This window comes from Limnoglobus sp., from assembly GCF_059499385.1.
Map to the genome: position 1 here is coordinate 1 of NZ_JCABYM010000095.1, position 22,561 is coordinate 22,561.

The window sequence follows — 22,561 nt, forward strand, 5'->3', positions numbered from 1 at the left end:
CTTGCCGGCGGGGTTTTGGGTTCGCAAAACCCCGCCGGCAAGCCGGCGGCTATATAGTCCGCGTCGTGGCCCCACGAGGCTCCCTCCATGCGCTCCCCCCTCGCCGCGTTCGCGGTCCTCGCGCTCGTCGTCACCGCCACCGGCCACACCTTCCCGGACCAGCGGGCCGAGCGGGAGATCAACGTCCGCATCTCGGACACGACCGTCCGCGTCAAGTACAAGCTCGAGATCAACGCCATCACGATGGCCGTCGAGGGGAACCAAATCCTCAAGAAGGACGACTACGGAACCATCAAGGGGCCGCGCGACCTGGCGCGGGTGTACGCGAAGCGGAAGGCCGCGCTGCTCATGGACGGGCTGGACGCGAAGCTCAACGACGGCGACCGGCTGGAGTGGGCGCACAACGCGGACAAGCTCGACATCACCGCCGAGAGCGACCAGCAGTTCATCCTCCGGTTCGAGTTCGACGCGGCCTGGAACCCGCCGCCCGGTGGCACGTCGAAGTTCGTCTTTGAAGACCACACGTTTCAGAACAGCGACGGCACGGACACGTTCCCCGGCAAGGTCGTGCTGACGCTCGCGGAGTTCGGGACGGCGCTGAGCGTCAGCGACGTGAACGACCCCCGCGGGCTGCAAGGCAAGTCGCCGCTGACGATGACGCCGAAGGAGAAGCGGCAGCTCCGCACCGCGACGGCGGAGTTCACCCGCCGCCCGCAGGGGCGGTCGAGCAGCCTTCCGCCGGCGGCCGCGGAAACGACTTCGTCGCCCCTGCCGCCGCAGGAGAAGCCGGGCCTCGTCGAGGGGATGTGGAAGAACGGCCTGTCGTCGCTGTTCGACTCGGACGCCGGGATCGGCCTGCTGTTACTCGCGGCGCTCGTGTTCGGCGCGGGGCACGCCTTCACGCCGGGCCACGGGAAGACGCTGGTGGCGGCGTACCTCGTCGGCGAGCGCGGCACGATCCGGCACGCCCTCGTCCTCGGCCTCTCGACGACGATCGCGCACACCGGGTCCGTCATCGCGCTGGCGTGCGCCCTCTGGTACTTCTACGGCAGCAACGTCCCGAAGGAGGCGCAGGGCTGGCTGCAGTTCGCCGGCGGGATGCTCATCTTCCTCGTCGGCCTCTGGCTCCTCCAGCGGCGGCTCGCCGGCAAGGCGGACCACGTCCACTTCGGAGCGGGGCATCACCACCATCACCACGGCCACGATCACGACCACGTCCACGTCCACGGCCCGGACTGCGACCATCACCATCACCACGACCACCCGCCGGAGAAGACCGGGTGGCTTCGCGTCGTCCTCCTCGGCATCGGCGGCGGCCTCGTGCCGTGCTGGGACGCGGTGATGCTGCTGTTCCTGGCCATCTCGTTCGGCCGGCTGGCGTTCGCCGTGCCGCTGCTCGTCGCGTTCAGCGTCGGCCTGGCGGCGGTCCTCGTGCTGCTCGGCGTGGCGGTCGTGCTGGCCCACCGGGCCGGCGGCAAGAAGTACGGCGAGCGGAAGTGGTTCCGGCGGTTGCCGATCATCAGCGCCGCCCTACTCGTGCTGATGGGCCTCTGGCTCGCCCGCGACGGCGTCCAGATGCTCATGCCCGCGAAGCCGACCCCCGCCCTCTCCGAGTGACTTCATGCGCGTCGTCGAGTTGGAAGTCCGGCACGTCCGCGTGCCGTTGAAGAAGCCGATCAAGCACGCCTCGCACGCCCGGACGGAGACGGACAACGTCGTCGTCCGGTGCAAGCTCGGCGACGGCTCGACCGGGTACGGCGAGGGCGTCCCGCGGGACTACGTCACCGGCGAGACGGTCGAGTCCGCTATCGAACTGCTGAAGCGAAGTGATTTGGAGAAGCAACTCAAGCCCTGCACCGACTTCGACGACGTCGTGCGGCACGCGGAGGAACTTCGGCTCGCGGACGTGCCCGGCGACGACCGCCGGTGTCAGGGGAACGCCGCCCGGTGCGCGGTGGAGTTGGCGTACCTCGACGCCTTCTGCCGCGCTTTCGGCGAGCCGCTGATGAACGTCACGCAGAAGCTCGCGCCGACGCTCTACGAGCCGCGGCCGGAGGTCCGGTACAGCGGCGCGATCCTGAGCGCGAAGGGGCTGAAGGCCCGGATCATGGGCTGGGCGATGTGGCTGTACGGCTTCCAACAGGTCAAGGTGAAGGTCGGCATCGCCGGGCACGACGACGCGAAACGATTGAAGATCATCCGCGGCCGCGTCGGGGCGAAGATCGACTTGCGGGTGGACGCGAACGAGGCGTGGTCGCCCGCCGAGGTCGCGGCGAAGGTCCGCGAGTTGGAGCCGTTCGGGATCACGAGCGTCGAGCAGCCGGTCCGCCACGAGGACGTGACGGCGCTGGCCGACGTGCGGAAGCAGGTGAAGACGCCGATCATGCTGGACGAATCGCTCTGCTCGTTGGTGGACGCGGAGCGGGCGGCCGCGGGCGGGTGGTGCGACCTGTTCAACCTCCGGCTGAGCAAGTGCGGCGGGTTCATCCCGACGCTGCGGCTCGCCGAGTTCGCGGTGCGGCACGGCCTCGGCTACCAGCTCGGCTGTCAGGTCGGCGAGACGGCGATCCTCTCCGGGGCCGGCCGGATGTTCGCCACGAGCGTGAAGGGCATCCGATATTTGGAAGGCAGCTACGACCGTCACCTCATCACGAAGAACGTCATCCTGGACGACATCACGTTCCGCCGCGGCGGCCGCGCCCCGATGCTGACCGGCAGCGGGACCGGCGTAAAGGTGAACCCACTCCTGCTCGACGCGATCACGGTGAAGCAGGAAATGCTGATCGGCGGATAGTAGTAGGCACACTCCGTGTGCCGTTTGCTGTCGGCCGCGGCGGCCCGGACGAACACACCGACACGCCGAGGAAACGGCACACGGAGTGTGCCTACTACTTTGTAATTTTTACACCCGCACCAATCTCAGTATTTGTGCGGCCCGTCTCGTCTGTAAACCGAGCCTATCAAATGATCCGGCAATTTTCCGAGGACCCGATCATGGCCCGCCTCACCCGCCGCCTCCGGTTCGAGCGGCTCGAAGACCGCCTCACGCCCACGTCCGTCGTGGCCCCGTTCCTCCCGGACCCGGCGTTCGGCACGAGCGGCAAGACGTTCGTGACACCGGACTTGGGGCCGTTCTTCGCGAACGTCCAGGACGCCGAGGTCGCCGCCGACGGCAAGGTCTGGGTCCTCGGCTCCGTCGGGAACAATTCCGTCCTCGCCCGGTTCACGGCGGACGGGAAGCTCGACGCGACGTTCGAGGGCGACGGCCTCAAGCCGATCACCCCCTGGCGGGAGTCGATGACCGGCCTGTCGCTGAGTAAGCTCGCCCTCCGGCCCGACGGCGGCGTCCTCGTCGGCGGGCAGTCGGCCGGCGGGGCGGCGATCCTGCCGGTCCCCACCGCGGACGCGCTCACGATTTCCCCGCCGTACTTCCCGCCGAACACCGAGTTCGTAGTCGTCGGCCTGACCGCCGACGGGTCGCTCGACGCCGCGTTCGGCGACGGCGGGCGGGCCGTGTTCGACATCGAGCCGGCGAACAGCTTCTCGAACGTCGCGAACCTCCAGGAGTTGGCCCTGCTCGCCGACGGCCGGATCGCCCTCGGCGGGATGGTGTCGGCGGGTTTCGTCTACGGGGCGAGCGACGCGCTCATTCCGCCGCCGTACCTCCCGCAGCAGAAGTTCACGGCCCTGCGGCTGACGGCGGACGGCAAGCTCGACCCGACCTACGACGCGGACGGCATCGCCACGGTCGCCGCCCGCGGCGGGTTCAACGAGAACTTCAACGCCATGACCGTCTCGGCGGACGGCCGGGTCACCGTGTTCGGCACGCGGTCGGACAACTCGACGAAGGCGTTCGTGACGGGCTACCGGCTCGACGCGGCTGGGCAACCGGACGCCGCGTTCGACGCCGACGGGTACGCCGAGTACCTGGTCGCCGAGGCGGTCACCGTCCCGTTGCCCGGCGTGTCGGCCACGGTGTACGCCGGCGGCGGGTGGGCCGTACCGCAGCCGGACGGGGGCATCGTGTTCGCGACGACCGTGAGCACAAGCTCCTACCAATACGAGCCGTACTTTTCGATGAGCCGCGGCGATCTCACCGCCGTTCGGATCGGCGCGGGCGGCGCACTCGACCCCGCGTTCGGAACGGACGGGTTCCTACGGCGGCTGATTTCGTCCTACGACAGCCGTAACATCCCGCCCGTCACGACCAACACGCTCGTCGTCGGCGTCCAGGCGTTCGCCGACGGCACCCTCGGCGTGTTGGAATCGACCATCCTGTACGCCCCGACGACACAGTACTCGACGAACCTGGCCCGGTACGACGCGAACGGCCGGCCGCTCGGCGACGCCACCCGCGGCAACGAGTTCACGTTCCCGGTCTCGCCGACCGTCGGCGAGAGCCTCCAGCCGAGGCGGGTGTTCTTCGACACCGAGGGGCGGCTCGTCGCCGTCGGCACGTCCGATTCCAGCACCGTCACCGGCACGCGGCTCGGCGTCGCCCGGCTGACGCCGACGGAACCGCCGGCCGACATGATCGAGCAGACCGTGTTCGTGGCGCACGGCAACGGCGAGGTCGTCGCCGTGCAGGTGGACGGCACGAAGCCGGCCGTCGTCGGCCCGCCGACAAAGCCGTTCGAGGGGTTCACCGGCACCGTCGTCACCCGGCTGGCCGACCTCGACGGCGACGGGGTGCTCGACGAGGTGAACGCCGTCGGCAGCACGTCGGCCCTCGGCTCCCTGGTCCGGGCCACGTTCCGCAACGCGGACGGCACGCTCCAGACGGTCGAGGTCAAAGCCTTCGAGGAAACCTTCCGCGGCGGCGTCGCCGTCACGACCGGCGACCTGGACGGCGACGGCAAGGCCGAGGTCGTCGTCAGCGCCGCCCGCGGCGGCGGGGGGCGGGTGCAAATCTATTCCGTCTCGCGCGACGGGTTCGCGAAGCGGGCGGACTTCTTCGGCATCGACGACGCGAAGTTCCGCGGCGGCGCGACGACCGCCATCGCCGACCTGGACGCGGACGGCCGGCCGGAGTTGTTCGTCGCGGCCGGGCAGGGCGGCGGGCCGCGGGTCGCGGCGTTCGCCGGGAAGTCGCTGTTCTCGGCGGCCGTCGGGCTGGCCCCGCCGAAGCTCATGAACGACTTCTTCGCGTTCGGCGGGGCGGACGCGGCCCGGATGCGGAACGGGGTGAGCGTCGCGGCCGCCGACCTGAACGGCGACGGCCGCACGGACTTGATCTTCGGGGCCGGCCCCGGCGGGGCGCGGCGGGTGCTCGGCGTGGACGGCCCGCAACTGCTCGCGGGAACCACAACGCCCCTGGTGAACTTCTTCGTGGCCGACGACGCCACGAGCCGGATCGGCGTGAAGGTGGCGGTCCGGGACATCAACCAGGACGACCGGCCGGACCTGGTCGTGCAGAACGGGTCGGAGTTGCGGTTCTACGACGGCACGAAGCTGGCCGTGCCGAACGGCCAGGAGCCGGGCGTCCTGCGGGACGTGACGGCGTTCCCGCAGGACATCGCGGGCATTTTCGTCGGGTGAATCGCCGGCCCGCGGCGCGGGGAATAGCCTACCCGTTCCCCGCAACCGCGAGACGCCGCGATGACGACCGCCCGCCCCGCCGACCCGCCCCGGCCCACCCGCTTCCGGCCGTGGCGGTGGGAGTGGCCGGCGTGGGCGATCGCGGCCGCGGCCCTCGCTTTCGGCGTCCCGATCTTCCTGCGGATGCCGCCGTGGTGCGACCTCACGCTCTACGACATGGCCGCCCGCGCCGTCATGACCGGCGGCGTCCATTACCGCGACGTGTTCGACACCAACAACCCCGGCTTCGTCTGGCTGCTCGTGCTGATCCGCCGCACACTCGGACCGAGTACCGAGGCCGTCCGCGCCGTCGATCTGGCGATCGTGACGGTCTGCGTACTCGTTCTGCTGAAACTCGCGAAGCGGGCCGGGGCGGACCGGCTCGGCCGGGCGTGGTTCGTCGCGGGCGCGGCCGCCTTCTACCCGTTCACGACCGAGTTCAACCACGCCCAGCGGGACGTGTGGATGCTCCTCCCGGCGCTGGCGGCCGTGTCGCTGCGGCTGAACCGCCCGCCGACCCGCGCGTTCCGCCGGAGTTTCGTCGAAGGGTTGCTTTGGGGCGCGGCGGTCTGGATCAAGCCGCACGTCGTCTTCCCGGCGGTTGCGGTGTGGCTCGCGTCCGCCCGCCGGTTCACCGCCGACGGCCGGTGGCGCTCGACCCGCGGCGACTTCCTCGGCAACCTGCTCGGCGGCCTCGTCATGGGCACGGCCGGCCTCGCGTGGCTCGTAGCCACCGGGACGTGGCCGTACTTCGCGGACGTGTTCACCCGGTGGAACCCGCACTACACGGAGTACATCTTCGCCGAGATGGGCTGGCGGGCGCTCAGCCACTCGTTCCACTTCGTGCCGTGGACGTTCCTGCAACCGCTCGTCGCGTTCCTGGCCGTGTGCGACCTCGCGGCCGCGAAACGGGGCGGCCCGGCCCGGTGGCTCGGCCGCGTCCCGCGGTGGTGGTTCACCCCGGCCGCCGACCCGGACGCGCGGGCCGTGCGGGCCGTCCTCGGGGCGCTGTTCCTCGGCTGGGTGTTCCAGTCGTTCGTCCTGCAACGGCAGTTCCCCTACGCCCACGTCGCGGAGACGCTGGTGGCGTTCGCGATCCTCGCCGCCCACCGGTGGGCCGTCGTGCCGCTCGGCCTCGCGTACCTCGCCGTCACGTCGGCGGTGTTCTTCGGGTACGAAAATGACTCGCGGGTCCGCGGCGCGGTGGACCGCGTCGAGCGCGCCGCCCCGTGGCTGTGGCGGTACACGCCGCTGTGGAACTACCTCCCGCAGCACCCGATGACGGACCCGAAGCTGTGGGCCGCGTGGCCGACGTGTTGGGACTCGCTGTCCGGCCCGGCCTACGACCGCCGGCAGGACGCGCTCGCGCAGCTGAAGGGGTCGTTCCCCAGCATCTCCGTGGAAGAAGCGAACGAGGTCGCGGCGTGGCTGCGGGACCGCGGGGCGACGGCGGAAACGGTCGTGTGCTGGCACTCGTCGCCGCACGCCGTTTATCTGGGGCTGCCCGGCCGGCCGGCGTTCCGGTTCATGCATGTCGATACGCCGCTCATCCGGCGGACGACCTACGGGTGGATGCGGGAGGAACTCGTTCGCGACGCGCTGCCGAAGGCGAAGTACGTGGTCAGCGACGTGTACCGGCTGTTCGTCGGCGCGCCGCCGGAGGCGTACCAACAGATTGGCTCGGCCCGCGCGGACCTGCTGCCGGAGCCGGTCCCGGCGGTGGCGAAGACCTTATTCCCGTACAACCAACCGGCCGTCTTCCGGTCCGGCGGCGGCCGCGGCCGGTACGTCGTCCACGAACTCAAAAACCCGGTCGAGCCGGTCGAGTACGACGAGGACGGGTTCAACGTCTGGCACGGGAAGTGACCATAGTAGTAGGCACACTCCGTGTGCCGTCCGCGGGTTCGAGTCTTCGAGAACCCGCGAAGCCTTCCCGTGGGCAAACGCCGTCGCGGAACGTCGAAGACTCCGTCCCGCGACGGCACACGGAGTGTGCCTACTACTATGCCGTTTTCGTGGGGCGAAAACCGACATCATCAACTAGAATGGCGGTACGCCCGACCCGTCGTTGAACCGTTGTGCCTTGTGATGACGCCCCCGGCCGCCGGGGGCCGAGGACGTTCGATGCCGCGATTGGAGGCCACGCTTCTTCGCTCGTCCGGCGGGCCGCTGCCGATGTGGGTTCACGAACTCGAACCCGGCCGGGAGATCACCCTCGCCCAGGTCGCCGGGGTGGACGACGGCCGCGGCGGGGTCGTCACCCTCGGCGTCGCCGGCAAGGACGTGCCGGAGGTCGATTACAAGAACGTCAGCGGCCACGGCTACCACGCGCTGCTGAAGTGGGACGGCACGCACCTCGCCGTCAGCCGCCGGACGAAGCCGAAGCGGACGACCAACGGGTTCCTCAACGCGAAGGGCCAGCCGGCCCCGGACGAGTTGAAGCTGAAGCCCGGCGACGCGTTCCGGATCGCCCGGTTCCTGTTCACCCTGCTCAACGACGGCGACTCGTCGGCCGCGTCCGTCCCGTACCAGACCGCGGCGACGAAGGCGGCGGACGTGGTGAAGCCGCACCCGCCCGCCCCGCCGACCACCCTCCCGTTCGGCCTCGAGATGGACCGGTCGGAGCCGGACCTGAACGTGTCCGTCGCCCCGGACCAGCTGCACGGGCTGAACAAGCGGAAGACGCACACCGGGACGTTCCGGACGGCCAAGGGGGCCGGCCCCGGCGCGAGCGAGGTGGCGGTCGAGGCCGAGGAGGTCCTCCGCACGCCGCTCGTCGATTCGGACAACGTCATCAACGGCCTGCTCGACATCGTGGACAAGTTCGACCCGACGCGGTCGGGCGACTTCCTGGACGAGATGTTCCGGCAGGCCGTCCGCCGGGCGGTGGCGATGGAAAATGCGTCGGCGGACGTGATCGTCATCCCCGTGAACGGCGACCCGAAGCCGCGGGGCAAGGACCGGCTGCCGTGGTTCAGCCGGACGTTCGTGCGGGACGCGGTGAAGAAGGTCGGGCAGAACGGGGGCGTCCTGGCCGGGTTCTGGAAGGCGGACGCCGGGCAGTCCGGCGTCGTCCGCAGCGCCGGGGCCGCCGGCGGCGTGACCAAGAGTGCCGTCCACACGGCGCAGCAGGCCATCCCCGGCTGGGCGGTGTGCGCCCCGGTCCCCGGCCGGCTGCCGGGCGAGGACCAACTCGCGCTGTACGCGTCCGCCCCGCTCCCGGACGCCGGCCGGGCCGTCGATCTGTCCACGGACCCCGGCGTCGCGCAGGCGCAGAAGGTCCTGCTGCTGTTCGCGAAGCTGTACGCCGCGCTCGCCCGGATGAGCCGGATCAGCGCCCGCTACCAGGAGGCGGTCGGCTACCTGCCCCGGCCGGTGCAGCGGCTGTTGAACCAGCCGAACTACGACCAGCAGCTCTCGCCGCGGACGCTGGACGTGACGGTGCTGTTCTGCGACCTCCGCGGGTCGTGCGGGTTCGTGACCGGCGAGGAGGGCGACCTGCAAGCCCAGTGGGACGAGGTGTTCCGCAACGCGCTCGAGCAGATGAGCCGGGCGATCAACGACAACGGCGGCGTCATCGGCGGGTTCATCGGCGACGCCGTCATGGGGTTCTGGGGCTGGCCCGACCCGACCTCCGCCGAGACGCAGCTCCGCAAGGCGGCGCGGGCGGCCCTCGCCATCCGGGAGAACTTCGACCGCCTCCGGCAGTACCGGAACGCGACGCTCGGCGACCTGAAGATCGGCATCGGGCTGACGCACGGCCCGGCCCTCGTCGGCAAGCTCGGCAACTTCGACATGAAGAAGATCGACGTGTTCGGCCCGACGGTCAACCGGGCGGCCCGGATCGAGGGGATGACGAAGCGGTTCGGCGTCGAGATCATCGTGGACGAGGCGGTCGCGGCCGGCCTCGGCGACCCGCGGGCGGTGGACGGCCGCCTCCGGCGGCTGGCCCGCGTCAGCCCGGCCGGGATGGACGAGGCGTTCGTGACGTTCGAGCTGCTGCCGGCCGAACTGGATGCGTTCGGCACGAAGGAGGCGATCTTCGCCACCTACGAGGAGGCGATGCAGGAGTTCGAGGCGGGCGAGTCGTGGGAGCGGGCCGGCCTGTTGTTCGACCGCCACCGCGACCAGGACGGGCCGAGCCGGTATTTGTTGGACGTGATCGACAACCGCCCGACCGCCCCGGACGACTGGCCCCGCGACGAGGCGGGGAAGTGCTACATCAAACTCGCGGACAAGTGACCCATAGTAGTAGGCACACTCCGTGTGCCGTCTGCTGAGGGCCGCAGCGACTTCCGAGAACCCGCCGACCCGCCGCGGGGTTCGCGCGCCGACCGCCATCAGCCACCGCGACTCGGACGAACTCGCCGACACGCCGAGGAGACGGCACACGGAGTGTGCCTACTACTATCACGCCCCCCCGGTCTTCTTACGCGCCATCTCCACGGCCGTCGTCGTGACGTGATATTTCGCCAGCAGGTTCGGCCCCTCCCAACTCGGTACGGCCCGCGGGTTGTGGAAGTACCGGACGTAATCCTGCACGACCAGCGCGAACAGGTTCTCGTGGCTCAGCCGCAGCTTGTCCGGGACGTGCAGGTGGATCGTGTCCCCGAGGTTGACGGCCGCCAGGCCGGGGTAGTCCGTCTTCGCCGCCTGACACCACGCCTGCACGGCCGCGAACACGGCGTCGTGGTCGGCCGGCTCCGCCGCCTTCACCAGCACGTTCCGCTCGGCCCCGAACGCCGGGTCGTGCGTCACCGTGACCGTCGCCCGCGTGCCGCGGGCCACGATCTCGTGCCGGTCGCCCCACCCCTCGTCCGCCTCCAGTTCCCAGAGCGTCGTCAGCCGGGCGTGGACGCCGCGGATCGCGACCGTCGCCGTGCCGTTGCCGAAGAACCGCAGCACGTCGCCGTCCGCCCACGGGCGGAGGTAGTCGGGGAACTCGTCCTCCCGCGTGACGGCCGCGAACGCGGCGCGGTCCACGACCAGCGGCCACCGGTCGGCGTCCAAAACTTGAACGTCATTCTCGTGCCGCACGGCCTGCCCCGGCGAGACCATGAGCATCGCGAGGTCGGCGAGGTGCGTGCCCACGTCCGCCAGGCCGTCCCCGGCCTGCGTCACGTCGAACCACCACGGCGGCCGGCGGAGCATCCGCCCGGCCACCGCCTTCTTCAGGTGGTGGACGCTCTCCAGCGTCAGCGCCGGGTCTTGCGGCGAACTCGGCCGCCACCGGCCGAACACGGCCGCCGCGTTCACCAGCTCCCGTTGGATCGCGTTCGTCACCTCGAACCGCTCGGTCATCATGTCCCACACGACGACCTCGCGGCGGTCCGCCTCCCGCAGCACCCGCTCCAGCTTCGGCAAGTCCTCCGCGTCGATGACCCACGGCTTGTCGGCCAGCACGTTCAGCCCGTTCTCGACGGCCGCGAGCATGAGGTCGATCTTCGGCTTGTTCCGCCCGGACAGGACGACGGTGTTCCCCGGCTGCTCGCGGAGGAACCGGGGCAGGTAGTCGTCGCCGGCCCGCACGTCGAGCCGCCACGCCGTCGGGCTTTGCGGGCGGGCGTTGAAGCTGATGACCCGCCGCAAGTGGGAGTTCAGGTCGTCGTCGAGCGGGGCGTAGACGTGGACGAGCGGGTGGACGCCGGGCAGGGCGTGCTTTTGTACCAGGGCCGCGTGGAAGTGCCCCGGTGCGACGGTCATGAGCCGGACCGGCTGGGAGAGATTTTCGCGCATGAGTCCACTGGGCGTGGATAAAAAACCACCGACACGATCCACGCCGGGCGGAGAGGGTGAGCGCCCGGCACGAAATATCAGATGGAGATCATACCGATGAGCGTGCGATTCGTCATGGTCGGGGGCTTCCTCGGGGCGGGTAAAACCACCACCCTGGCCCGCCTCGCCCGGCTGTACCAGGCCCGCGGCCACCGGGTCGGCCTCGTCACGAACGACCAGGCGCACGACCTCGTCGATACCAACAACTTGCGAGCGCAAGGGTTCGCTGTCAAGGAAGTGCCGGGGGCCTGCTTCTGCTGCCGGTTCGACGACCTCGTGGACCGCGTCGGCTCCCTCGAAGCGTCCGAGCGGCCGGACGTGATCCTCGCCGAGCCGGTCGGCAGTTGCACGGACCTCGTCGCGACCGTCGTGCAGCCGCTGAAGGACCTGTACGCCGGGCGGTTCGCGGTCGCCCCCTACGCGGTGCTGTTCAAGCCGAGCCACGGGCTGAAGATTCTCGCCGGCGGCAAGTCCGGGTTCTCGCCGAAGGCGGCGTACATCTTCACGAAGCAGCTCGAAGAGGCGGACGCGATCGTCGTGAACCGGATCGACGAAATCTCACCGGCCGAGTTGGACCACCTCTCGAAACTGGTGGCGGAGAAGTTCCCCGGCACGCCGGTCCTCAAAGTTTCGGCCACGACCGGCGCGGGGTTCGACGCGCTCGTCGAGTTGCTCGCCCAGGACGGCGGGTTCGGCCGGAAGGTGCTCGACATCGACTACGACACCTACGCGGAGGGTGAGGCCGAACTCGGCTGGCTGAACGCGAGCGTCCGGCTGGCGTCGCCCACGGGGTTCGACCTCGACGCGCTCCTGATGGCGGTCGTGACCGGGCTGCACGAGGTGCTGAACCGGCACGGCGGCGAGGTGGCGCACCTGAAGGTGATCGGCCAGGAGGACGGCGGGGCGTTCGGCGTGGCGAACGTGGTGAGCAGCGACACGCCGCCGAAGCTGTCGCTGGCGGCCGGCTGTTCGGCGAAGGACGCGGACCTGATCGTGAACGCGCGGGTGGCGATCGACCCGGCCGTGCTGGACGCGGAGGTGAAGCGGGTGGTGTCGGCCGCGTGCGCGGCCGCCGGCGTGACGCCGACGTTCCGCCAGAGCCAGAGCCTCCGCCCCGGCCGCCCGGTCCCGACGCACCGGTACGCGACGGCGAAGTGACGTGGCACGAACGCGGGGCGGGAGGTATCGTGGCGGTGGGAGGTAGCCTGATGTCCGCAGTTTTGACACCCACGCCGGTCGGAACCGTCACCCCCCCGCCACGGGCCTCCGTTTCCAGTCCCGCCCCGCAGCCCATGCGGTGGACCATCGAGCAATACCGGGAACTCTACAAGACGGGTCTGTTCCATGACGTGAAGACGATGTTGATTCACGGCGAGGTGTACACGATGGTCATGCCCAACCCGCCGCACGACACCGCCCTCGGGAAGACGGACGACATCCTGCGGACGATTTTCGTCAACGGTTATCACATCCGTAACCAGATGGGCTTCAACATCGGAACCCGAAACGACCCCGGCCCGGACCTCGCCGTCGTTCCGGGGAAGCGAAGCGACTACGCCTCCACGACGCCCACGACCGCGGCCTTGATCGTCGAAGTGGCCGAAACGACACTGTTCATGGACACCACGACGAAGGCCGAACTCTACGCCACGGCCGGCGTGCAGGATTACTGGGTGATCGATCTCGAAAGCCGCCAACTCATCGTCTACCGCGACCCGGTCCCGCTGCCCGCCGGCCTCGGCGCGACGGCCTACCGCTCGCACGCCGCGTTCGGGCCGGAGGCGACCGTGTCGCCGCTCGCCTCGCCGACGGCCACGATCAAAGTCGCCGACCTCCTGCCCTAACCGGTTGCGGCCGAACGCGCCCCCGCGGTATCATCACACCGCCCGCCTCGTGCCGCTCCTCCCGGTGGTGTGCCCCCTGCGTTGGCCGCTCGCGCTCGCAGTCGTTCACCTCGCACTCCCGCCCGCCGCCGCCCGCCGGGCCTGGGTGCGGAGGGCGTCGTGGACGCGGTCCCACGTCCCGTCGTGCTGCCGGGCGCCGGAGTAGTGGAACACGATCCGGTACGGCGGCAGGTCGTGCGGCAGCGCCCGCCAGGTGCCGCCGTCGCGGGCCTGGTACAGGATGGCGTTCACCCCGCCCGGCGGGGGTACGTGGCCGGCCGGCCGCCGGGCTTCGGGCGGGGCACGTGGGGCTCGATCCGCCGCCACTGACGGTCCGTCAGGTCGGTCGGGTCCGGCGTCCTGCTCGTGCCTTGTAACCCACGACTGACTACTTATTGGACAAGCTCGGGGTGCTTGTCCGCCCGCCTTACCGCCGCCGGCCGAAGAACTCCAGCGGCGGGAGGTCCGGCAACTCCGGCAGCTCCTCCTCCGGGCGGCGGACCGCGTACCGCCACGGGTTCCCCTTCGTCCCGCCGCCGGTCCGGTGGACCCGGCCCAGCGCGAACGCCCGGCTCAGCCAGTCGTACAACTGCGACCCGCTCGGCCGCTCCCGGCCGGCCGGCCAGTCGTCCAACAACTCCTTGTGCGTCGCCGGCGACCGCCGGCCGTCCAGGATGCCCTGCACCTCCGCCCAGTTCTCGTCGAACTGCGTCCGCCACGGGTCGGCGACGGCCGCGAACCGGCCGGTCGCCGGGTCCCACTCGTAGGCCAACCGGTCCGGCGTGCCCGGCCGCCGCGACCGGCCGAGGAGCACCCGCCGGCGGTCGTCCGACTCCAACCGGCCGGCCGGGTGCAGCTCCAGCACCGTGTCCGCGAACCCCAACAGCGCCCCGGACCCGCGGGCCGCGCTGCCCGGCTCGGACGGCTTCTTCCGCGGGTGGTGCAGCAGCAGCACGGCCGTGCCCGCGGCCGTCAGCCGGTGGAGCGGGCGGAGGGCTTCCAAAAGCGTCGCCGCGTCCGACTCGCACCGGCCGGGCAGGAACGACGCCAGCGGGTCGATGACGAACAGCGCGAGGTTTCGGCCGGCCGCGTCGTCGATCAGCGCCGCCCACTCGGCGAACGTCGGCCGGTCGCGGAACGGGCGGGCGAGCAGCCCGGCGGCCGTCACCGGCATGGCCGTCAATCGCTCGGCCCACTGTCCGGCCGACTCCTCCGACACGACGAGCGCCGGCCCCGGCCGGACCGGGCGGCCGAGGAACTCGCCGCCGCCGTCGAGGGCCTGGAGCAGCCCGGTCAAGAGCGTCGTCTTGCCGGTCTTCCACTGGCTGGTGAGGACGGTGACGCCGCCGGCCGCGAGGTAGCCGTCCCACACCCACGGCGGAATGGTTCCGGCCGTTCGGGAAATGATTCCGGACATCGGGATCGGGCAGAAGGGGTTCGCGTTCATGGGGATGCGCCGCGGGGGAGAAATGATTCCGGAGTTTTGAAATGATTCCGGCGGGGGGTGGGGGTGGTTCCCGAGGAATCATTTTCACCGTGAATTGTCTAAATGTTCACTAACGGAATCAAGGTTGGGAGTGGGGCCCACCCGTCCGCGGCCCGCGGCCGGGGATCACCGCGCGAACCGAAGGCGTGTGGCCTGACAACTCGCCTCCGCCGATTGGCGAGAACGGACCCCACGCTTTCCCGCGTGCTTTCCCCTCGGCGGTCGGCTACAACAAGGCCAGGACTCGTATTCACTTTTCAGGATCGTCTATGAACCGACACCTTGTTCTCGCTTCCTCTCTCCTCTCGTTGGTCCTCTCCCTCCCCGCCGTCGCTCAAACCTCCCCGGACCTCCGGCCGACCGCCTACGCGGTGAAGGACGCGAAGGTCGTGCTGAAGCCCGGAACCGTGCTGCCGAAGGCGACCGTCGTGATCCGCGACGGCCTCGTCGCGGCCGTGGGGCCGGACGTGAAGGTCCCCGCCGACGCGCTCGTCACCGACGGAACCGGGCTGACCGTGTACGCCGGGTTCATCGACGCCGGCAGCCCCCGCGGGTTCGACGCGGCCGTGCGGCGGTCGCAGGCCGGGCCGCCGGCGGTCGAGGACGTGGCGGCCGACCCGCTGATCGCCACGAAGCCGGACAACCGCAAGGGGCTGACGCCGGAGTTCGCCGTCGCGACGGCGCTGAAGATGGACGAGGAAGCCGTCGCCGCGTGGCGGCGGGTCGGGTTCACGGCGCACCTGGTTACGCCGGACGGCGGCTACCTATCCGGCACGAGCGCGCTCGTCAGCCTGAGCGGGGCGGTCCCGCGGGACGCGACGCTGCGGACGCCGGTGGCGCTGCACGGCGGGTTCGGCCGGGTGGACGGGGCCGGATACCCGTCGGCCCTCATGGGCATCGTCGCGCACAACCGGCAGACGTTCCTGGACGCCGGGTGGCTGCGGCGGCAGTGGAAGGCTTACGAGGACCGCGGCCGGGCCGGGAAGCGGCCGGTCGCCGACCCGTGCCTGGAGGCGCTCTGGCCGGCGCTCGACGGGAAGCTGCCGGTCGCGTTCGAGGCGGACACGGCCGACCAGATTCACCGGGCGCTCGACTTCGCCGCCGAGTTCAAGCTGAAGCCGATGATCGTCGGCGGTCGGCAGGCGTGGAAGGTGGCCGACCGGCTGAAGGCGGAGAACGTGCCCGTGCTGCTGCGGTTGGAGCTGCGGCAGGGGGCGGACCGCGAGAACGATTTGCCCGTCCGCGTGCGGGAAGACCTGCAACGGCAGCGGGACAAGGACACGGCCTGCGCCGCGGCGCTGCACAAGGCCGGGGTGAAGTTCGCGTTCGCGTCGCAGGGCGTGACCGGCGACCGGCCGCACGAGCGGTTCCGCGAGAACGTGCGGAAAGCGATCGCCGCCGGGCTGCCGGCGGACGCGGCGCTGGCGGCGCTGACGACGGACGCGGCCGACGTCCTCGGCGCGGCGTCGCAGGTCGGCACGATCGCGAAGGGCCGGGCGGCGCACCTGATCGTGGTGGACGGCGACTTCCACGCGGCCGACGCGAAGTACAAGTTCGCGTTCGCCGACGGCGTGCGGTTCGACTTGGACGCGCCGACCGCGCCGGCCGGCGCGACCGCCGCGGCGGCGGAGCCGACGCAGACGCCGACCCGCGGCCGCCGCGGCCAGCGCGACCCGGACGCGACCCCGATGACGCCCATGAACCCGACGCCCCCGCCGCTCCGCGGCCCCGGCACGGGGCGGCCCGCGTCGGCGAGGAGCGTGCCGGCGTTCAAGGCCGAGGCGTTCCGCGCCGTCATCCCGGCGCTCGACGCCGTCGAACGGGCCGTCACCGAGATCGACGCCGACCGCACGCCGCAACTGAAGACGAACGGCGACGTGCTGATCCGCAAGGCGACCGTCCTGACGCTCGCCGGGAAGACGCTGCCGAAGACGGACATCCTGGTGCAGAAGGGGAAGATCGCCGCGATCGGCAAAGACCTGTCGGCGGACAAGGACGTGACGGTGGTTGATGCGGACGGGATGTTCGTGATGCCCGGCATCATCGACACGCACTCGCACTTCGCCATCAGCGGCGGCGTCAACGAGTCGTCGCTGTCCGTCGTCCCGGAGGTCCGCGTGCAGGACGTGATCGACTCCGAGGACGCGCAGATTTATCGCGCCCTCGGCGGCGGCGTCACGACGGCCCGGCTGCTCCACGGCAGCGCGAACGTCGTCGGCGGGCAGCACGCCGTTATCAAGATGAAGTACGGCCGCCCCGCGAAGGAGCTGGTCGTGGACGCGCCGCGGGGGGTGAAGTTCGCCCTCGGCGAGAACGTGAAGCGGACCGACGGCCGGTTCCCGAACAGCCGCCTGGGGGTGGAGGCCGTGCTCGTCCGCGCGTTCACGGAGGCGAAGGCGTACCGCCAGCGGTGGGACGACTACGAGGCCGCGAAGGCGAAGGGCGAGGCCGCGTCCGAGCCGCGCCGCGACCTGCGGCTTGAGGCGCTCGCGGACGTGCTGGCCGGCGACCTGCGGGTTCACTCGCACTGCTACCGGTCGGACGAGATCGCAATGCTGCTCCGCGTCGCGGACCGGTTCGGCGTGAAGGTGCGGTCCTTGCAGCACGTCCTCGAAGGGTATAAGGTCGCGCCGGAGATCGCGGCGCACGGCGCGAGCGTCAGCCTGTTCAGCGACTGGTGGGCGTACAAGATCGAGGCGTTCGACGCCATCCCCTACGGCGCGCGGCTGCTCCGCGACGCGGGGGTGAGCGTCTGCCTGAAGTCGGACGACAACGAGCTGATGCGGCACTTGAACCAGGAGGCGGCGAAGCTGGTGAAGTACTGCGGGTTCACGCCGGAGGAGGCGCTGCACACCGTCACGCTGAACCCGGCGAAGCAGCTCGGCCTCGACAAGCGGATGGGGACGATCGAGGTCGGCAAGGACGCGGACCTGGCGGTCTTCACCGGCCACCCGCTGAACTCGTACAGCCGGTGCGAGCTGACGCTCGTAGAAGGGGAGGTCTTCTTCCAGCGGGCGGACAAACTCGTGCCGAACCCGGACGCGGCGGCGGAGCCGGAGGCGGCGGCGAAGCCGTTCGCCGCGATCCCCGAGCAGCCGAAGGCGACCTACGTGCTGAGCGGCGCGACGGTCCACGTTCCGGGGAAGAAGCCGTTCGTCGGCTCCGTGGTTCTCACCGGCAAGGAGATCAAGCAGGTCGTCGTCGGCGACGCGAAGCCGGACGCGGGGGCCGACGCGCGGGTGATCGACGCGGCCGGGCTGCACGTCTACCCCGGCATGATCGACGCCGGCACGGTGCTGGGCCTCGTCGAGATCGACTCGGCCCGCGAGACGAACGACTCCCGCGACGGCGGCGACTTCCAGCCGGACCTGCGGGCGAGCGTCGGCGTCAACCCGGACTCGGAACTCATTCCCGTGACGCGGTCGAACGGCGTCACCACCGTCGTCACCCGGCCGACGGGGTCGCTCGTGCCGGGGCAGGGGTCGCTCATCAACCTCGCGGGGTGGGTTCCGGCCGAGATGGTCGTCCTCGACCCGCTCGCGCTGCACGTCGAGTACCCGAGCGAGCCGTCGTTCCGCGGGTTCGGGGCGAACGTGTTCGGCGGCGACGCCGAGAACCCGGCCGCCCGGTTCCGCCGGACGGAGAAGCTGACCCGGCTGAAGGAGATGTTCGAGACGGCCCGCCGGTACGACGCGGCGAAGGCCGACGGGCTGACCGTGCCGTCGAACCCGCGGCTCGAATCGCTGCTGCCGTATGTCCGCGGCGAGAAGCCGGTGGTGCTGTCGGCCGACAAGAAGGCGGACATCCTGGCGGCGCTGAAGCTGGCCGACGAGCTGAAGGTGAAGCCGATCCTGAGCGGCGGCATCGAGTCGTGGAAGGTGGCCGGCGAGTTGAAGCGGCGGAACGTGCCGGTGATCCTGGGGCCGGTGATGAGCCTGCCGCGGGAGTCCGGCGAGCGGTACGACGCCGCGTACACCGCGGCCGCGAAGCTGCACGCCGCCGGGGTGACCTTCTGCATCCGGTCGGCCGGGTCGAACAACACGCGGAACCTCCCCTACGAGGCGGCGATGGCCGTGGCCCACGGGCTTCCCGCCGACGAGGGGTTGAAGGCGGTGACGCTTTACCCGGCGCAGATTCTCGGCGTGGCGGACAAGCTCGGCACGATCGAGTCCGGCAAGCGGGCGAACTTGGTGATCGCGTCCGGCGACCTGTTGCAGGCGTCCACGCAGGTGCTGTCGGTGTTCATCGACGGCCGCCCCTACGAGCCGACGAACAAGCAGACCCGCCTGTACGACAAGTACCGCAAGCGGCTGACGGAAGTGCAGTCGAGCCAGAGCCAGGACCCGCGGCCGTGACGCCGGGCTTAGCGAGTCGGACCGAGGCTTTGCCAGGCCCGACAAAGGGCGAATCGACGAATCCCAGACCGCGGGTTACCGTTTTCTACCCCGAAGGGGTGGAACAAGTCAGCCCAGGGCAAGGGCCGAAGGCCCGCCGCCCTGGGTAGGACCGCCACCGAGGGAAGCCCTGAAAGGGCGCGACAGCGCAACCTGTGTCGCCCTTTCAGGGCTTGTCGCGGGGGTGGGGCGTTACCCAGGGCGTTGCCCTGGGCTGACTTGTTCCACCCCTTCGGGGTAAAAACCAAGCGCACCCATCCATTCACACACTCGCCGAGAATCCTCATGTCCCGACGATTGCTCGCCCTCCTCGTCCTGGTCCTCGCCCTCCCGCTCTACGCCGCGGAGCCGTTCGCCCCGGACCCGGCGTCCGTCCGCCGGCACGACGCCGGCTACCGCTACCCCCAGAACGGCTGGGCCGTCGTGCATATCGAGGGCGAACCCTACGACCGCGGGTTCCAGCACGGCAAACTTCTTTCCAAAGAGATCGAGACGTACCGCAACGCCCTCGCCGAGCACCGCGCCCCGAAGCACCCGGCCGAGTACTGGGACCTGTACCGCGAACTCGTCGGCGGGATGTACCTCCACCGGTTCGACCGCGAGTACCTCGAAGAGATGAAGGGCATCGCGGACGGGGCCGTCGCCGGCGGGGCGAAGGCCGACGGCCGGCCGCTCGACGTGATCGACGTGGCCGGCATCAACCTCTGGGTCGAACTCGCCTGCCTCGGCGACGCCCTCCGTGCGACGCCGACCGGCCTGGAAGACGTGAAGTCGAAGTTGCCCGTGCCGAAGCCCACGCCGCCGGAGCAGGAGCACCACTGCTCCGCGTTCGCGGCCACCGGCCCGGCCACGGCGGACGGCAAGATCGTGTTCGGCCACATCACCATGTGGAACGTCCACCAGGCGGCGCACTTCTTCGTCTGGCTGGACGTGAAGCCGGCGAAGGGCCACCGCGTCGTCATGCAGACCTTCCCCGGCGGCATCTACTCCGGCATGGATTACTACCTCAGCTCGTCCGGCCTGATGATGACGGAAACGACCATCGAGCAGACGCGGTTCAACCGCGACGGCACGCCGCTCGCCACCCGCGCCCGCAAGGCGCTCCAGTACGCGAACACCATCGACGAGCTGGTGAAGGAGTTGGTGGACAAGAACAACGGCCTCTACACGAACGAATGGCTCATCGGCGACGCGCACACGAACGAGATCGCCGTGCTGGAACAGGGGACGAACGCGTACCGGTTGCGGCGGAGTTCCCAGAACCAGTGGCTCGTCCCCGGCGTCGAGGGGTTCTATTGGGGCTGCAACAACGCGAAGGACGTGCAAGTGCGGCTGGACACGATCGCGGACGTGCGGGACCGGCCGCAGGACGTGTCGTGGAAGCCGTCCGACCGCGACCTCGCGTGGCTGTCGCTCTACAAGACGCACCGCGGGAAGATCGACGCCGACTTCGGCAAGCGCGCGTATTCCTCGGCCCCGCTCGCGAAGCTGCGGTCGCTCGACGCGAAGGTGACGACGACGGCGCTGGCGAAGGAGTTGAAGGCGCACGCCGTGCAAGGCCCGCCCTACGGCCGCGTCTGGCAGCCGGAGCCGGGGCAGAAGGAGAAGTACAAGATTCTGCGGCCGCTCGTGCCGAACGACTGGACGGTGCTGACGCCCGCCCCGCCCGGCCCGGCGGCGAAAGCCGTCGCCGTCGATCTCGGCGGGAAACTTCCGGCCGTTACTTCGCTTCCCACGACGACCACGGCCGCGTGGCACGGGACGCTGCTGTCGCAGAGTGACGCCGACGTGTGGCTGACGGCCGCGTTCGCGAAGTACGAGCGGTTCGTCGCCGCCGAGAACGCGAAGGCCGACCGCCGCGAACTCGACCTGCTCCTGTTCCGCTACCGCACGGACTTCAACAGCGCCCGCCTGGCGCGGCCCGCGTCCGCCGAGTCGCCGCTGGACCGCGAACTCGACCGGGCGCGATGGCACAAGGAGGAAACCGCCCGCGGCGTGCTGACGCTGCACGCCCTCCGCGGGTTCCTGGGGGCCGAGCCGTTCGCGAAGGCGCTGGATGGCTTCGGCCGCGCGAACGCCGGGAAGGAGGTCTCGGCGAAGCAGTTCCTCGCCGCCGTCGGCGAGTCGAGCGGCAAGGACGTGGCGCAGTGGCTGGCCGACCGCGGCGAGTTGACGGTCGGCGGCCCGGCGTTCACGACCGCGAGCTGGCTGGAAGACCCGGAGCGGGCGGTGATCGTCTACGGCACGGCCGGCGACGCGGCCGCAAACCGCGAGGCGGCGGCCGCCCTGCAAACCGCCGTGCGGACGAACGGCAGCAACGCGATCGTCCCGGTGAAGGCCGACGCGGACGCGACGGACGCCGAATTGAAGGGACACGTCATCCTGATCGGCCGACCCGCCGTGAACCGAATCGCGAAGCGGTTCGCGGCCGCATTCCCGGTGGAGTTCGGCTACTCCTCGGCCGTGATCGCGGGCAAGACCTACGCCCACGACGGCACGGCCGTGGTGACGGTCGGCACGAACCCGCTGTCGGCGCGGCACTCCTTGGTCCTCGTGGCCGGCCTGTCCGCCGACGCAACGTACCGGTGCGCCGAGAGGGCGAGCTTCCCCGCCGCGGAAGTGGTCGTCCAGACGGCCGACGGCGCGGCCCGACGGATGGTTGTGACGAAGGAGGAGAACGGAAGCAAACCCTGAACTTATCGACCGGCCTACATCGACGGAAGAGTCAGGAAGTAATGTCCGTGTTACGAGCCAGTGCGAGGGGGGGGACTTGAACCCCCACGCCCTTACGGGCGCAAGAACCTAAATCTTGTGCGTCTGCCAATTCCGCCACCCTCGCGGGGTGCGTCACCATCTTACTTCCGCGGCGGCATGTGGACAAACCGGATCAGGTCGTCCTTGTACGTCGTCCGGCGGCTGCCCATCGCCTTCAGTTCCTCCCACGCCTCGGCCGGGGTCCACCCCTGCCGCTCGACCCGGTAGCGGGCGACGTGGACGCCGGTGCGGTGGATGCCGGCGAAGCAGTGGATCAGCACCGGCTTCGGCGTCGCCGGGTCGTCCATCAGCGCCAGGAACTTGTCGATGTTCGCCCGCGCCGGCATCGACCCGTCCGGGTTCCCCCAGTCCAGGTACGAGAACCGGTGGTACCGCACGCCCTCGGCCCGGCAGATGTCCTCCTCGAACTGGTCCTCGAACTTCAGGTCGTCGTCCTTCGTCTCGCGGAAGCTGATGACGGTGCCGACCCGATGCTCGCGGACGACCCGCTCGAACCCTTCGGCGTTGAGCTGCCCGCTGCGGAGGAGCTGCCCGTCCGCGACGACGTGCAGGTTCCGGTACCGCCGCTCCTGCCCGACCTTGTACAGCAAGGGGACCGCGACGACGCCGAGGACGATGACAACGACGAACAGCCGGTAAAGGTGGGTCGCCATCCGTGGCCTCCGTGGGAA

Annotated in this window: 13 protein-coding genes and 1 tRNA gene; 9 read left to right on the forward strand and 5 right to left on the reverse strand. The window is 70.4% G+C overall.

Going from position 1 to position 22,561, the window contains the following annotated elements; genetic code table 11:
- Window positions 1-87: 87 nt before the first annotated feature.
- The 5 genes from AC5JJ2_RS17045 to AC5JJ2_RS17065 all read left to right on the forward strand — a co-directional run bounded on the left by AC5JJ2_RS17045 (window position 88) and on the right by AC5JJ2_RS17065 (window position 9,819).
- The gene (locus tag AC5JJ2_RS17045; RefSeq protein ID WP_495859219.1) at window positions 88-1,617 is read left to right on the forward strand and encodes a HoxN/HupN/NixA family nickel/cobalt transporter; all 1,530 of its coding nucleotides are present in this window, start codon (window positions 88-90) and stop codon (window positions 1,615-1,617) included.
- A gap of 4 nt (window positions 1,618-1,621) precedes the next feature.
- Window positions 1,622-2,794, forward strand: a complete 1,173-nt coding sequence (locus AC5JJ2_RS17050; protein WP_495859220.1) for a dipeptide epimerase — start codon at window positions 1,622-1,624, stop codon at window positions 2,792-2,794.
- A 200-nt stretch (window positions 2,795-2,994) separates the two neighbouring features.
- Window positions 2,995-5,538, forward strand: a complete 2,544-nt coding sequence (locus tag AC5JJ2_RS17055; protein ID WP_495859221.1) for an FG-GAP-like repeat-containing protein — start codon at window positions 2,995-2,997, stop codon at window positions 5,536-5,538.
- Between the two features lie 60 nt (window positions 5,539-5,598).
- Entirely contained in the window at window positions 5,599-7,443 is a 1,845-nt protein-coding gene (locus AC5JJ2_RS17060; RefSeq protein WP_495859222.1) for a glycosyltransferase family protein, read from the forward strand.
- 258 nt (window positions 7,444-7,701) lie between these two features.
- Complete coding sequence (locus AC5JJ2_RS17065) at window positions 7,702-9,819, forward strand: adenylate/guanylate cyclase domain-containing protein (RefSeq protein WP_495859223.1); 2,118 nt, start codon at window positions 7,702-7,704, stop codon at window positions 9,817-9,819.
- Between the two features lie 168 nt (window positions 9,820-9,987).
- Here the strand turns inward: AC5JJ2_RS17065 and AC5JJ2_RS17070 are convergent, their stop codons facing one another.
- Window positions 9,988-11,313, reverse strand: a complete 1,326-nt coding sequence (locus AC5JJ2_RS17070) for a putative oxidoreductase C-terminal domain-containing protein (RefSeq protein WP_495859224.1) — start codon at window positions 11,311-11,313, stop codon at window positions 9,988-9,990.
- 96 nt (window positions 11,314-11,409) lie between these two features.
- Here AC5JJ2_RS17070 and AC5JJ2_RS17075 point away from each other — a divergent pair, with 96 nt between their 5' ends.
- Complete coding sequence (locus tag AC5JJ2_RS17075; RefSeq protein WP_495859225.1) at window positions 11,410-12,510, forward strand: GTP-binding protein; 1,101 nt, start codon at window positions 11,410-11,412, stop codon at window positions 12,508-12,510.
- A 134-nt stretch (window positions 12,511-12,644) separates the two neighbouring features.
- Window positions 12,645-13,196 (forward strand): Uma2 family endonuclease, encoded by a 552-nt coding sequence (locus tag AC5JJ2_RS17080; RefSeq protein WP_495859226.1) that lies wholly within the window; start codon window positions 12,645-12,647, stop codon window positions 13,194-13,196.
- A 105-nt stretch (window positions 13,197-13,301) separates the two neighbouring features.
- Here the strand turns inward: AC5JJ2_RS17080 and AC5JJ2_RS17085 are convergent, their stop codons facing one another.
- Together AC5JJ2_RS17085 and AC5JJ2_RS17090 are read right to left on the reverse strand one after the other, a co-directional pair.
- Complete coding sequence (locus AC5JJ2_RS17085; protein WP_495859227.1) at window positions 13,302-13,487, reverse strand: transposase; 186 nt, start codon at window positions 13,485-13,487, stop codon at window positions 13,302-13,304.
- A 175-nt stretch (window positions 13,488-13,662) separates the two neighbouring features.
- On the reverse strand, window positions 13,663-14,682 hold the full coding sequence (locus AC5JJ2_RS17090; RefSeq protein ID WP_495859228.1) for an AAA family ATPase: 1,020 nt from the start codon (window positions 14,680-14,682) through the stop codon (window positions 13,663-13,665).
- 308 nt (window positions 14,683-14,990) lie between these two features.
- Between AC5JJ2_RS17090 and AC5JJ2_RS17095 the strand changes: the two genes are divergently transcribed.
- Together AC5JJ2_RS17095 and AC5JJ2_RS17100 are read left to right on the forward strand one after the other, a co-directional pair.
- On the forward strand, window positions 14,991-19,076 hold the full coding sequence (locus tag AC5JJ2_RS17095) for an amidohydrolase family protein (protein WP_495859229.1): 4,086 nt from the start codon (window positions 14,991-14,993) through the stop codon (window positions 19,074-19,076).
- 324 nt (window positions 19,077-19,400) lie between these two features.
- Entirely contained in the window at window positions 19,401-21,809 is a 2,409-nt protein-coding gene (locus tag AC5JJ2_RS17100) for a C45 family autoproteolytic acyltransferase/hydrolase (protein ID WP_495859230.1), read from the forward strand.
- Window positions 21,810-21,870: 61 nt separating this feature from the next.
- Here the strand turns inward: AC5JJ2_RS17100 and AC5JJ2_RS17105 are convergent.
- Both AC5JJ2_RS17105 and AC5JJ2_RS17110 read right to left on the reverse strand, forming a co-directional pair.
- A tRNA-Leu gene (locus AC5JJ2_RS17105) sits at window positions 21,871-21,954 on the reverse strand.
- A gap of 16 nt (window positions 21,955-21,970) precedes the next feature.
- A complete protein-coding gene (locus AC5JJ2_RS17110; protein ID WP_495859231.1) occupies window positions 21,971-22,543 on the reverse strand; it encodes a fused DSP-PTPase phosphatase/NAD kinase-like protein in 573 nt (190 codons plus the stop codon).
- Window positions 22,544-22,561 lie beyond the last annotated feature (18 nt).